At 40.3% G+C, this 14,640-nt stretch carries 10 protein-coding genes; 7 read left to right on the plus strand and 3 right to left on the minus strand.

The window, feature by feature from the left end; all coding sequences use genetic code 11:
• Positions 1 to 50: 50 nt before the first annotated feature.
• Positions 51 to 4,376, minus strand: coding sequence for an EAL domain-containing protein (locus HWQ47_RS10080; RefSeq protein WP_269970985.1), 4,326 nt, complete (start codon positions 4,374 to 4,376; stop codon positions 51 to 53).
• A 384-nt stretch (positions 4,377 to 4,760) separates the two neighbouring features.
• Positions 4,761 to 7,550 carry an insulinase family protein gene (locus HWQ47_RS10085; protein ID WP_269970986.1) on the minus strand — a complete coding sequence of 930 codons (2,790 nt, stop codon included), beginning with the start codon at positions 7,548 to 7,550 and terminating at the stop codon, positions 4,761 to 4,763.
• Positions 7,551 to 7,779: 229 nt separating this feature from the next.
• Between HWQ47_RS10085 and sixA the strand changes: the two genes are divergently transcribed.
• Positions 7,780 to 8,250 (plus strand): phosphohistidine phosphatase SixA, encoded by a 471-nt coding sequence (sixA, locus tag HWQ47_RS10090; RefSeq protein WP_269970987.1) that lies wholly within the window; start codon positions 7,780 to 7,782, stop codon positions 8,248 to 8,250.
• A 129-nt stretch (positions 8,251 to 8,379) separates the two neighbouring features.
• Here the strand turns inward: sixA and smrB are convergent, their stop codons facing one another.
• Positions 8,380 to 8,910, minus strand: coding sequence for an endonuclease SmrB (gene smrB / locus HWQ47_RS10095; protein ID WP_269970988.1), 531 nt, complete (start codon positions 8,908 to 8,910; stop codon positions 8,380 to 8,382).
• Between the two features lie 123 nt (positions 8,911 to 9,033).
• Between smrB and prmB the strand changes: the two genes are divergently transcribed.
• From prmB to HWQ47_RS10125, 6 genes are all read left to right on the plus strand, one after another.
• Complete coding sequence (gene prmB / locus HWQ47_RS10100; protein WP_269970989.1) at positions 9,034 to 9,978, plus strand: 50S ribosomal protein L3 N(5)-glutamine methyltransferase; 945 nt, start codon at positions 9,034 to 9,036, stop codon at positions 9,976 to 9,978.
• A 138-nt stretch (positions 9,979 to 10,116) separates the two neighbouring features.
• Complete coding sequence (gene aroC, locus HWQ47_RS10105) at positions 10,117 to 11,211, plus strand: chorismate synthase (protein ID WP_269970990.1); 1,095 nt, start codon at positions 10,117 to 10,119, stop codon at positions 11,209 to 11,211.
• A 185-nt stretch (positions 11,212 to 11,396) separates the two neighbouring features.
• Entirely contained in the window at positions 11,397 to 12,566 is a 1,170-nt protein-coding gene (locus HWQ47_RS10110; RefSeq protein WP_269970991.1) for an MFS transporter, read from the plus strand.
• A gap of 30 nt (positions 12,567 to 12,596) precedes the next feature.
• Entirely contained in the window at positions 12,597 to 13,730 is a 1,134-nt protein-coding gene (locus HWQ47_RS10115; RefSeq protein ID WP_269970992.1) for an ATP-NAD kinase family protein, read from the plus strand.
• Positions 13,731 to 13,774: 44 nt separating this feature from the next.
• The gene (locus HWQ47_RS10120; RefSeq protein WP_269970993.1) at positions 13,775 to 14,044 is read left to right on the plus strand and encodes a YfcL family protein; all 270 of its coding nucleotides are present in this window, start codon (positions 13,775 to 13,777) and stop codon (positions 14,042 to 14,044) included.
• 5 nt (positions 14,045 to 14,049) lie between these two features.
• Positions 14,050 to 14,574, plus strand: coding sequence for an RNA methyltransferase (locus HWQ47_RS10125; RefSeq protein WP_442802108.1), 525 nt, complete (start codon positions 14,050 to 14,052; stop codon positions 14,572 to 14,574).
• The last annotated feature ends 66 nt before the right edge of the window (positions 14,575 to 14,640 follow it).

Below are 14,640 nucleotides of genomic sequence, written 5' to 3' on the forward strand. Positions count from 1 at the left end.
TTATGCCATGTTTTCAATACCTTGTGCTTTTTGTTGTGTATTGTGTTTATTTAGGTTGATTTTCTGTATTTTTGAACTACGTCAGACTCGATGAAATTTTTATTCAACAGTTTACTAAAGTCATCCTCTGTTACAGGCTTACTAAATATGAACCCCTGAATCTCTTCACAGTTCAACGCTTTAAGTATACTGAGTTGTGATGCATCCTCAACGCCTTCACCAACGACTGAAAGCCCCATGTTATGGGCTATAGTGATAATTGAATCGACCATTTTCAGATCTCTATCTGATTTGTCGATATCATCGACGAATGCTTTATCAATTTTCAATGTATGGATTGGAAAGCGTTTCAGATAGGAGAGTGATGAATAACCAGTGCCAAAATCGTCCAATGCTAAACTGACCCCCATTTTAGAGAGTTGCTGCATCACCTTAATCGCTTTCTCTGGCTGCTTAATGACGGTTCCTTCAGTGATCTCAAGTTCTAGGTTTTCTGCTGGTAGCTGAGTGAGTCGTAAAATTGACTCTATTCTTTGTTGTAGATCTGGCAGTGCGAATTGATACGATGATAAATTGACGGCAACCCTACCATCAAATAAACCTAAACTGCGCCATTTTTGTGTGGCGAAGCAGGCCTTCTTCATAACGAGGTCTCCAATATCAACAATCAATCCATTCTCTTCGGCTAAAGGAATAAATTCACTTGGGGGTATTAGGCCGTGCACTGGATGGTTTAGCCTAACTAACGCTTCCATTCCTGCCATTTTTCCGGTTTTTAAGGCTATTTTAGGTTGGTAATACACTTCAAATAGATCATCTCTGAGCCCTTCACGAATAAGATTTTCAACTTCTAATTGTCTGATTGCATTTCGATTGATCGATTCAGAATAAAATTGGTAACGATTGCCACCGCCTGATTTTGCATGATACATAGCAATATCAGCTTTACGTAATAGTGCTTGTTCGTTTTGATCATCTTCTGGGTAAAGAACAATACCGATGCTTAGACCAACGACGACTTTTTCAGAGGTTATTTCAAATGGGCTAACAAAAGCATCGATAACATTATTTGCTATGACTGCACTGGACCCGATATCCGGGTTATTATCGACTAAGATGGCAAACTCATCACCACCTAAACGGTAGATACTGGTGTGGTAAGGAACCGTCGCTTCGATCCGTTTCGCGACTTTAATCAGTAGTTCATCGCCGACTTGATGACCCATAGAGTCGTTAATTTTCTTAAAATTATCCAGATCGAGTACCATCAATGTATGGTGGGTATCTCTTTTAACTAAATTTCCTAAAGTCACCATTAAGCTTGAACGGTTAGGCAAATTAGTCAGCAGATCATTGTTCGTCAGTTTTCTAAGTTCTTCCTCTTGCTGCTTACGACGCGAAATATCTGAAAAAACACCAACATAATGTGATAATTGACCTTGTTCGTCATAGATAGCATCAACGGTTAGCTCCATCAAGAAGCTGGTACCGTCGCCTTTAGCAGATTCAACATCGTTACTCCAACTCCCTTGTTGGTGTAAGATGGAGCGAATTTGTTCGGAATAGCTATCTGGGTATAGATCGAATTTAAATAGGGAGCTTATAAATTGTTCTCTAGGTATCAGGCTCAATTCACAACAAGCTTCATTGACCTCAACAAAAATAAAGTTATTGTCTAAAATAAACATGCCTTCGGATATATTGGCGATGGCGCGTTCAAACAAGCGAAGCTGTTCTTCGGCATTTTTAAAGTTGTTAATATTCTTGATTGTTCCTGTCATACGTAAGGGGTTGTCTTTCTCGTCTCGTTCGACTATTTTTGCTCTGTCTAAGATCCATACCCATTCGTCGGATTTACCTTTAACTCGATATGCCGCTTCAAAATGGTCAGTTTTACCCGAGAAATGACTATTAAGGGCTGTAGTGACACGCTCTTGATCCATAGGATGAATGTTACTCTCTTCCCCGTTTTCTCCTGATCTTTTACCGTCTCTGGGGAATTCTAATGAGCCCCAGATGTTAGATCTGTATATCTGTCCGGTTTCAATATCCCAATCCCACATCTCATCGCCGCTTCCCCACAGAGAAAGTTTGAGTCTCTCTTCTGATTTTGCTATCTGTTTTTGAACTTCACGGCGACGAAGAATAGCTTGTACGATCACAGCAGAAATTATTAGTGTGACAATGAAATAGACTAGCTTTGCCTGCTTAGACAACCACCAAGGTGGGGTTACCAAAATATTTAGACTTTTTATCTCTCCTTGACCTTGAGTCAAGGGATCAAAAGCGTATATGTTAAAAGTATATTCACCGGGTGAGAGGTTAGTGTAAGTTGCTGAGTTTATTCCTTCAGAATGAATCCAAGATTCAGATAGTCCCTGCATTTGATATATGTAGTCAATGTCTTTACTCCCATGGCCAGGGCTATTAAACTTCAGTGTAAAAGGGTAGTCAGAATATTTTAAGAATATTTTTTCTGTTGAGGATATGTTTTCTTTTAATATAGTGCTGCCAATACTGATTGGGACGTTAAAAACTAACAGATCTTTTATATTGACTTTAGGTGCTTTTGAAGAAGAAAAAATACTGTCAATATTCCTCATTGATATTGAACTGATGCCAGATATCCCACCAAGTAATATAGTGTTGTCAAGCTTTAGTATAGATTGTGCATTGTACTCGTCTTGGCTTCCATAGTTACTTGAAAGTGATATTGATTTTTTACTTTTTATTTTGGTAATTATTAATTCTTTTATTGATGTAGAGTAAATGTAATTTTCATCTGAAAAAATAGAATAAATAGGTCTGTTGTTTGAATATATTTCTTCAACCTTGTTGTCGGCGTGACTATATTTTAACAGTGATGTGTCTGTACCAAAGTAAATATCATTGCTGTTTTGAGACAAAGCTATACTTATTACTATTTCTTTGGGGAAAATATTTTTAATTTCGCCATTTGTTATTTTGAAAAGTCCGCCTTGTGTTGCAACCCAAAGAGATGTTTTCGATTTTTTAATATCAAAAACAGGATTGCCAATATCAACATTGTATTCTACAGTAATTTGTTTGTTTTTAGATACTTCTATAACTTTTCCATTTGTTGTTCCTGCGTATATGCTTTCATTGAACTGTGAGTTGTCGATAGCAAAAAATGCTTCATTACTTATGACTTCTCTATAGTGAGTTAGTTTATCAATTGACAATAAACCTTCTGTTGTCGCTACAAATAAGCTATCTCCTAAAGTGGTCACCTGTTTTGGACCTTCAACATTGGTATTATATTTAGTAATTACTTCATTTGATTTGTTATATAGATCAATATTCTTAGATCCAGTTGTTACTAATATGTTTGATTGTAATCCTTTAGTTATTGACCAAACGTTTTCATTTTTTATATCTAAAGTCGATACTATATTGTTATCATCATAATTTACTAGGAAACCTATATTGTGAGTTGTTATATAATTTGTTTTTTTTCCTCTTATAATTTTAGGATTTGTAATTTTGATGTTTTTTAAATCCAACCTATTAATGTTTATTTCTGTGAAGTCACTATTAATAGAGTAAGTGTGTTGATCTTTTATAGATATGTATCGATCTGATAATGCTGTGAGATTTGAATAGGTATTGTTATTTATTTTTTTTATTTTATCTTCCGAGATCTGAAAGACACCCTCAGGTTTTACCATTAGGATTTCATTATTCATATTTACTATATCTGTCGTATGGCTACTTAACAATGTTTGTTGATGATTTTTAATTAATATAATGTCACCTATATAATTTCTTACATATAGATTTTCTTTATTAAAAATTATTTTTTTTATACCATTGAAATCACCTTTTATGGATTTTATAAGATCTAGTTTATTATTTAGGAAGATAATTTCATTTTCTGTCCCGACTACAATCTGAGCATTGTGCTCTGTTATCGTCCATATTGGCTGAGTGCGTAGGTTATTAGCTAGAGTAAAGTCATCGCTAGTTTTGTTATAAATGACTAATCCTTTGTCAGTGCCTACAAATAAATTAGCACTTATCGAAAAATAAATACTTCTAATGAATGAACTCGGTAGAGAGTTTTCTTCTTTGGAAGAAAAATAATGTTTAAACTCACTGCCATCGAAGCGGTTTAGTCCATTCAAAGTTCCAATCCAAGCAAAGCCCTCAGAATCTTCAACAAGTGAAGTCACTGTACTTTGAGAAAGCCCTTCCGAAACACCATAGTTTTTTACTTTTAAAAGTTTTGGTGTGTGAATAGACTCTATAACTTCCTGTTCAGTTATAGAGTTAAACTCTACAGCAACCGACTGGCCAAAAATGCACAGGGTCAATAGTAAAGATATGGTTATTTTCATAAGCGCGTTAGGCATCATTTTTAGTTTAATTATTAGTTAGTAATGCGGGAGCAACAGTTACTTAACCTTACCTTTTCAGAAAGTGAACGATTTGTCAAAGTATCACTTGCTTTTACGGTGATAATTTTGACTATTTTTATTTTAAAAAACGAGCTTTATTCTGAATAATGTATTCAAACGTTGTTTTATCATGATTTTCTTTGCTTATTAGTGATTAGTATTGAGTGGAAGGCTTCTTTTATGATGATATATAAACAGCTTGATACAGCTATTAATTGACTAAAATTTACTCGGTGTAGTTTATTGTTATGATGAGAAGCTTTATTCATGTAAGGGGATAAGTTCTCACGGTTAAATTCGACAAATTGCCGATAACCGCGAGCCTTATTGTTTCAAGAAGTCTTAATAGTAGAATTTTGCCGATTTTTCTTTAAAGCTTCTCAAATCCGTGATCATCTTGTCAGAGGTTAATCGCTCCTGTTGTTGGTGGTTTTCACCTGTTGTAAACAGGACTAAACGGTCGCTGTGTTTACTACGCATCTTTTGCATCATGAATTTTATCATGTCAGAACGAGTTAGCTTTGTGATCTCTTCTACGACAAGCTCTCTCTGGTTAAATTGATAGTCTTTGTTGCCAATACTTGACCAATATCTTTGCCCTCGGGTTTTCAGGTTTGGATCATGTTCCATTACTTGGTTAATTAATCCTTGTTTCGTCAGTTCCCATTGTTCATTGGTTATCTGCAAGATGGCATAGTTAAAATCAGCAATAAACTCATCAATCGCTTCTAGTAGTTGGAGCGGACCACATGTTGGCGATTGGATATAAAAGATCATCCCAGGATATCGATTTAAGGGTAGGTAACCAGTACCTACCATGTAACCAAGTTGCTTTTTAGTTCTAAGTTCATGGAAAAAGGTCGATGACATGGTGTGGTTCAATAAGCTAAATAAAGCCATCATATCAGGGGTTGAGGAGTCTGCTTGATAATAGACGATAATACTGCTGTCTTGGTGTGTGACCATCAGCTCTCGCATTAAGGTACCACGTCCTGAAAGGTTGACTAATTCCCTTTCAGACTCTCTACTGGGGGAGGTGACTAATGATAAGATATGCTCGAGTCGTTTACCCAATGTTTGAGCTTCACTGACTAACCAATCTCCGTACACCAAGCCTTCAAGGTGTATTTTTTCATAAAAACTTCTTACATGATTGTGCAAGTCATCTAAGGTGATTGATTCGAGCTCTTCAGCCATACGAGATGGCTCGTAACTGCGTTTTTGCAGAGAGACGGTTAAGCTAGTAAAAATTTGTGAGATAGGTTTGGCCCGGATTTGGTTATACCAGTTTCTTAAAATTTGGCGCTTTATAAGGTCAAATCTATCTTGGGTAAAGTTTCGCTCCCTGGCTTTCTCGATCAATAGTGCGAGTAGCACTTCCTGTTTGCCAGTAAATCCGGTGAGATGAAGAGTGATCCCACCTTGATGGGGATATATGTTGTAACTTAATCCTGCCACTTCAGCTTGATAGGTATATTCAATTAGATAATCGAGTAACATCTCAACATATAATCGAGTTAACGCGGCATTTCTTGGCGAAGAAGCGGCTTGGCTGGAGTCTAGCGATAGGTATAAATGCCCTTTAGGTACATTGAATTCATCATCTTTTCTGTGCCAGATCCGGTAGCCTTGTTCTTGGGATACAATAACTGGAACGTGAGTTTGGCTTTTTTCATCTCTTGCGAATGAATCGGAGATAATAAAAGGGTTGCGCTTAGGTAAAGTAAGCTCCGCACGGATTTTTACTTGGCTCCAACGATTTAACTTTTCTCTTGAAATCGGCTTTATTTGGTATGGGGTATGGTACCAAGCAGCTTGAGTATTGGTTTCAAGTTCAGATGAAATTATCTGAATGCGCATATTTGAAGGCGTCATCATATTGAGTAGTTTCAAGGTTTCTGGCACATTAAGGCCATCCATTTTATAGTCACCAAAGACCAGATCTTCGATATCATAGTGATGCATATTTATGCTGAGATGGCTAGCGAGATCCAGAGGTTTAATCTGCTCTTGATATTTAAATGCTAACTTGAGCAGGTTAGCTCTTTCTTGGTATCGCCAGTCCTGCATGGCTTGAGTTTTAATTAGTTTAAGATATTCAAAGGCACAATCTATAACGGTATCGAGTTCTAAGACCCCTTTATCAGTGAGTTGGATACTGATATTAAAATCTTTAAAATTATAGCCATTGACCCCACCACCAGCAGAAAGGTTAACGGCGTAGCCATTATCTTTGAGATAGGAGAGTAAGCTGCCATGGCCTTCGTAACCTAAAAGATGACTGATAAAGGTGAGCGGCTTGTGTTTATAGTAGGGATCAATTTCAGGCAAACAGAAGGTGATAGCCACTCGTTTCTGATCTTTTATCGGAATGATATTGATGCGAGTTTGTAGTTGTTCAGCTTGGTATATTGGTACATCAGGGTATTGCTTGGTTAGCTGTCGATTCTCGATATTGCTGAAAAACTGTCGAGCCAGCAGCTCAAGCTCTGCAAGCGATAAAGGAGCAACAAGGCAAAGTGTCATCAAGTTTGCACTATAGTGACTAAGATAAAAGTTGAGTAGTTCTTCTCTTAATTCTGTTTGATCTCCGTTTAGGGTTTCCAAGTTACCGACTGAAAATTTGGAGAAAGGGTGCTCCGGATTAACGGTCTCCTTCTGAACCTGATAAGTTCTGCGAATGTCATCTTTAAGTTTAAGACTAAATTCAGACTCGATAGCATGTCGCTCACGATCAACTAAGTCTTGGTCAAACAAAGGGGCAATAAAAAATTGGCTGAATCGATCTAGTGACTCTACAAATACATCGGTATCAATGCTAAAGAAAAAGTTAGTTTGTTCAGTACCAGTCCACGCATTGTTACTGCCACCGTGTTGATTAATGAATGCATGGTACTCCCCAGAATCTGGGAATTTTTCAGTTCCAAGAAAAAGCATATGTTCAAGAAAATGAGCCATGCCTGGGCGTGAGACTGGATCGTCAAAATGACCGACATTGACGGCCATTGATGCAGCTGCTTGGTTGGCCAATGTATCTTCGACTAGTAATACCGACAACTCGTTGTCTAATTTAAGGTATTGATAGCGGCGGTGATCATTTGGGCTTTTAATTATTTGCAAAGATTCACTCAAGTCGCAAACTCCATGTTTAGACGCTTTTCTGTTATCACTGAGACACAAAATATGTGTACCGCTAGTGGTATTCCATTGTCGAGGTAATACATACTGGTCTCCTTCGCTGAGTTTGGCAAATATCTCAGGATCTATTCGACTAATTAATAACTTATTTTAGGTTTTTCCGAATGAGATTTAGGGCTACAATGTGGAATTAAAGATAATAATAATGAGTAGCGAGAGTGGTATGAAGCTATTTTTAATGCGCCATGGTGAAGCAAGTTATCTCGCCCATTCAGACAGAGAGCGGACTCTAACCGAAGCGGGTCGGTTGCACACTAGTGAGACGAGTAACTGGTTGGCTAAGTCGGTGATGGAGTTTGATCTGGTATTGGTGAGTCCTTATCTGCGGGCTCAACAGAGCTGGCAAGAGGTGAGCAAACATTTTCCAGAGCCCAGAAATTGGCTGGTGCTCGATGAACTTACTCCTTCTGGTGATCCGAGAACGGCAGCAGATTTAACCATAGCTTACGCGGAGCAATATAAAGCTGAAAAGGTATTGGTTATTGCCCATATGCCGCTATTAGGCTATATGGTTAGCGAATTAGTGCCGGGGACTGAACCTCCACTGTTTGCGACTTCAGGAGTCTCTCTTATTGACATACAGGCCGAACAGGCGAGTTTAGTTTGGCAACATACGCCTCATTCAATAAGGTAGACTGAGCGACGGGCTGGGCAGTGAAATTCGTTAAGTATGCCTGACAAATTTCGAGATTTTGTTTGCCCAGTCCTTAGCTCGTGACTGGTCGCTTTGTTCGCTGTATTTTTGGCTCGAAACTTAAGCTTGTTACCTTCTGTGTGATTGATCGCCAATATCGATTAATACCAATAACGCTGCATCGCCTCCCCACTCTTTAGGTGCTTTATGAAACGCCATGACATGGGGATGTTGAGCTAACCACATGGGGATATTTTGTTTTAAAATACCGGTACCATGACCATGCATGACACAGCAACAGTGGATTTGTTGTTTGATACAAGCTTGGATCAATGCAGCCAACTCGAGTTTTGCCTCTGATTGACGCATGCCATGAAGATCCAACAGTAGATCAGGTTGATAATCTCCACGGCGCAGTCGTTTAACCTCAAAATTGCCGACATCATCGCGACTCCAGCGCATCGCCCCTTCACTAGGCAGGTGTGGTTGATAAGTGTCAGAAAAGTAACTGTCAGCATGCAGCTGCTGCTCTTTCTCTTCTAGCTGTTTTTTATCTTTCTGAGGCGTGCCGAAATGACGCTTATTCTGTTTAAAGGGTTTGATCCCTTTAGTTAACGTTGAAAATAGAACTTGGTCTTCAGTATTTGTTTTCTTATTCATATCACTACTTTCTTTCAATCTATGTTCATTAGCGTTCAATTCGGCCCTCTATTTTATTGAATCCGATGCCATATGAATAGAGTTCAGTTACAATGAATCGGAATAATTATGCTGGAGAGCGTTTTGGATAAGATTTTTGTTGATGAAGCTGTGACTGAACTGCGTACTATCGGAGATATGTTACGTTGGAGTGTCAGTCGTTTTAATGATGCTAACATTTATTATGGTCATGGTACCGACAATGCGTGGGATGAAGCCATTGCATTGGTTTTCCATGCACTTCACCTTCCTGAAGAGATAGGTCAACAAGTTATAAATTCAAACCTTACCAGCAGTGAAAAACATAAAATTGTTGAGTTGATCCTTAGGAGAATTCGTGAGCGTTTACCCGTTCCGTATTTGACCAATAAGGCCATGTTCGCTGGGTTAGAATTTTATGTCGATGAACGTGTACTTGTACCGCGTTCGCCTATCGCAGAGATGATCGGTAATCGATTCAGTCCTTGGTTATACAATAAGCCGGTAAATCGTATATTAGATCTCTGTACCGGCAGTGCTTGTATTGCTATTGCTTGTGCATATGAATTTGAAGACGCAGAGGTCGATGCATTAGATATTAGTGAAGATGCGCTTGAAGTGGCACAGATTAATATTGAAACGTTAGGGGTGATGGATAGAGTTTTTCCTATGGAATCGAACCTTTTTTCTGCCATACCCAAAGGGCCACATTACGATCTTATCGTCTCTAATCCTCCCTATGTTGATGCTGAAGATATTAACGATATGCCAGAAGAATATCACCATGAACCAGAGGTTGGTTTAGCATCAGGTCGAGATGGCTTAGAACTCACTAAGCGAATTTTAGCTAATGCTGCGGATTATCTTACTGAAGATGGATTATTAGTTGTTGAGGTAGGTAACTCTATGGTGCATCTCGATGAGCAATTCCCTGATGTGCCTTTTACTTGGGTAAGTTTCGACAATGGCGGCGATGGCGTGTTTGTATTAACCCGTGATCAACTGCTTGAAAATGAATCAGTGTTTGCGATTTACAAAGATACTGAATAGTCAGTCGTTAAGAATTAAGAGAGGCTAACGAATATGTTAGCCTTTTTTAATTCTGTTACTCAACGCGCTTATGGGCTAATCTCAGATTGTGTGTTTTTTTGAGTATTTTAATCACTAGTTTAGAGGTAAATAAATAGGATGTCGGGAAACAGTATTGGTCAAAATTTCGTGGTAACAACGTTTGGTGAAAGCCACGGTGTAGCTTTAGGCTGTATTATCGATGGATGTCCTCCGGGTCTCGAGCTCAATGAAGCTGATATGCAGCATGACTTAGATCGTCGACGTCCTGGAACCTCTCGTTATACCACTGCAAGACGAGAGGCTGATGAAGTCCGTGTGTTATCCGGTATATTTGAAGGTAAAACCACGGGTACTTCGATTGGCTTAATGATTGAAAATACCGACCAGCGTAGTAAAGATTACTCCAATATTAAAGATCTGTTTCGTCCTGGTCATGCGGACTATACCTACCAACAAAAATATGGCTTTAGGGATTACCGTGGTGGTGGTCGTTCATCTGCCCGTGAAACAGCAATGCGGGTTGCTGCTGGCGCGGTTGCTAAAAAGTACTTAAAGCAAGTTCACGGTATCGAGATTAATGGTTTCCTTTCTCAACTTGGTCCAATCAAGGCTGAGACTATAGATTTTAGCCAGATAGAGCAAAATGCTTTTTTCTTTCCTGATGCATCAAAACTTGATGAACTCGATGACTACATGCGAACGCTTAAAAAGAGCGGTAATTCTATTGGTGCAAAAGTGAGCGTTATTGCCACCGGCGTACCAGTGGGATTAGGTGAACCTGTTTTTGATCGACTTGATGCCGAAATCGCTCATGCACTCATGGGTATTAACGCCGTCAAGGGCGTTGAAATTGGCGACGGTTTCGATGTCGTCACTCAAAAAGGTTCAGAACACCGAGACTTAATGTCACCGGAGGGTTTTGCTTCTAACCATGCTGGTGGCATTTTAGGTGGTATATCTTCAGGGCAGCCTATTGTAGCTCATATCGCCATGAAGCCAACATCGAGTATCAGCATTGCGGGTGAGAGTATGACTGCTCAAGGTGAAGCTGCTGAGGTCATCACTAAAGGACGTCATGATCCCTGTGTAGGCATTCGTGCCGTCCCTATTGCTGAAGCTATGTTGGCGATAGTCTTAATGGATCACTTGCTAAGACATAGAGCCCAGAATATGGATGTTAATAGTCAAACGCCAATTATCGGCATGCGATAATTGTTTTTTGTTTAGGCTAAATAGAAAGGTTTGTATAGGCTAGCTAGAAAGTTTAAGGGGCGCATTAAGCGCCTTTTTTATTGTTCTGATTGGTGAATAATTATAAAACTTAGTTACTGTTTAGCGCGCTTGACGTTAAAATGGCGCGACCTTCATATTTAATAAAATCTGATAGATATAACTCAATGAATCAAACCTCTCCTGCTAGTGTACAGCTGCGCTGGATCAGCGCCTGTTATTTTTTCTTTTTTGCTATTTTAGGCGTGATGGTGCCATACCTTGGCGTCTTCTTCGAAAATAGAGGCTTTAATGCGCAGGAGATTGGTTTTCTCCTCGCCATTTTAATGGCGACTCGAATCGTGGCGCCCAATGTCTGGGCTATGGTTGCCGATAAAACAGGGATGCGATCTCAGTTGGTAAAGTGGGGGGCTGCAGCTGCAGCAGTGAGTTACCTGACTTTTTTCTATAATGGTAGCTTCACCTATTTAGCGGTGAGTTTAGCCATATACACTTTTTTCTGGAATGCAATTTTAGCCCAGTTAGAGGTGATAACCCTTGAAACATTAGGCGAAAATACCTCTCGTTACGGTTCCATTCGCAGCTTCGGAAGTCTGGGCTATCTAATTTTCGTAGTGGGAGTTGGTTTTGGCATTAGTGCTTGGGGCACTGAAATTTTACCCTATGTTGGTATGGCACTCTTTATCGGTTTACTCTTGAGCGCGTTACCATTGCCTTCAGAGCGGGTGGTGACTAAGCATAATGCTGATAAACCTAAATTAGTGTTGGATAAAGCCCTATTTTGGTTTCTACTCTCAGCCACTTTATTGCAGATGAGTGCGGGGCCATTTTATGGCTTCTTTGTTTTGTACCTTAAACAGTCAGGCTACAGTGAAGCAATAGCGGGTATATACGTGGCATTAGGCGTGCTCGCCGAGATTTTAATGTTTATGCTGGCACCACGCTTATTGAGTCGCTATGGGGTCAATCGACTGTTAATTGTGAGTCTGGGGTTTACGGCTGTGCGTTGGTTGCTGATGGCATATTTTGTCGAAAGCTATATCCTATTGGGCATTAGCCAACTTTTACATGCTTTTACCTTTGGCTTGGTGCATGCGGCTTCTATTCAATTTGTACATCAGCATTTCGATGTTAGTCATCGCAGTAAAGGCCAAGCGCTTTATGCTAGTCTCAGTTTCGGTGTCGGAGGTGCACTGGGCACTTGGCTTTGTGGCATGATCTGGGGAGATGGTTCAGGGGCATCACTTGCTTGGGCGGCAGCAGCTGTTTGTGCGTTCCTCTCGATGCTAACCATATTTTTTATACCCAAGGCAGAGAAAAGTCCAGTTTCGGCCTGATTTTAATTATCAATTGAACAAGGATACTCAATGACAATTCGATTTCGTTTAGGTTTGCTCATTAACCCCCTTGCTGGGTTAGGGGGCAGTGTTGCCTTAAAAGGCAGTGACGGTGTCGCGGCTGAGGCTATCGCCAGAGGCGCATCACCTAAGTCTCATTTGCGTATGCAACAGGCGCTTGAGGTGATATTACCTTATCAAAATCGTATTGAGATCATTACTGCATCGGGTCCCATGGGGGAGTCTTTAGCTAAAGAGATGGGGTTTGATGTGAGAGTCGTACATCAAGTCAATCAAGAGACGCAAGCCACTGATACCCAAGCGGTCGTGAAGGTCTTATTAGAGGAGACCTTAGATCTATTGTTGTTTGCTGGCGGCGATGGCACTGCGCGTGATATCTACAGTGTTGCTGAGGATCATCTGCCTGTATTGGGTGTTCCTGCGGGAGTAAAGATCCATTCAGGTGTGTATGGCATTACGCCTCATGCCAGTGGAACCGTAGTTAAGATGCTACTTGATGGTGAGCTCGTGAGTCTGATGCATGCAGATGTAATGGATATTGACGAAGTGGCTTTCAGGCAGGGGATGGTGAAAGCGCGCCGTTTTGGCGAGATGTTAGTACCTGCTGAACCAAGGTATATTCAATCGGTGAAGATGGGTGGGGTGGAGGTTGATGAGTTGGTGCTACTCGATATTGCCGCTGAAGTGCTCGATACCATGGAAGATGAGCTGTATATCATGGGATCAGGCTCCACTGTTGCTGCGGTTATGGAAGAGCTTAAACTGGATAATACCTTGCTTGGAGTCGACTTAGTTCGGAACAGACGACTGGTGGCTTCTGATCTCAGTGCTGCTCAATTGCTTGAACACACGCTTAATCAACCAGTAAAATTAGTCATCACCTTAATCGGTGGTCAAGGGCATATTTTAGGTCGAGGAAATCAACAACTGTCCAGTGAACTGATAAAAAGGGTCACAAAAGACAATATTATCATCTTGGCGACTAAAACTAAGCTAAAAGCACTTGAAGGACGACCATTAATTGTGGATAGTGGCGACCCTGAATTAGACAGAGACTTGTGTGGCTATTATCGCGTCATTACGGGTTTTCATGATCATGTGATGTATCAGGTGGCAAATCCCGATCTGGTATCATCACATTGAATAAATATTGCAGCTTGCTGTGAGTAAAAAGAGTGGAGTTATCTATGTTAGAGCAGTATGAAACAACCTTGTATGAGTGGATCGATGATATTGTTGCTCAAGGTAATGAAGACTCCCTGTTTGCCAGTGGCTATCTACAAGGACATTTTGCTGTGGCCATTTCACAACTTGAAACTGAAGTTGAACAGGATTTTTCAGCCCTAAGTGAAAAGATGGACGTATGTATGGAACTGGCTAAACAAGAGCTTGCCGATACCGATTACGCACTGGTGGATTCTGCATGGAAGCAGCTTAGTGATAGATTAGCCGCGTGAGTTCAGTGAGTCAGAGTTTGGTTCAGATAGGACTTGTGAATCCTAAGAGTCCAACTAATGTCGGCGGAATAATGCGTGCAGCTGGCTGCTACCAAGCTGACGCCGTGTTCTATACGGGCAATAGGTATGAATTGGCGGCCAGAAGTGGCAATGCTCAATACAATACTGATACCAAAAGAGCAGGGCATCACATTCCGCTTGAGCGCGTCGAGAGTTTGCTTGCGGCGAGAGCTGATGGCATAAAAGTTGTTTGTGTCGATCTTGTGGTTGGCGCGATCCCTTTGCCTGAATTTGTTCATCCAGATAAAGCGCTGTATGTGTTTGGTCCAGAAGATGGCACCATAGATCAAGAGATTATTGATCATGCCGATGCGGTGGTATACGTGCCTACCATTGGCTGTATGAACTTGGCTGCGTCGGTGAACGTATTGCTTTATGACAGGCTGGCTAAGTCAGATAATCAAGAAGCCAATGATGAGCTGATTAAACGTAGCCGGGATAACAACAACCGGGTGAAAGTTAGATCTTAATGGTTTGCGATACTAATTGTTATACCTATGAGTATTACTCTTAATCAAGACAATAAAAAACCCAGC

Source organism: Shewanella sp. MTB7 (assembly GCF_027571385.1).
In the GTDB taxonomy this organism is placed as follows: Bacteria; Pseudomonadota; Gammaproteobacteria; order Enterobacterales; family Shewanellaceae; genus Shewanella.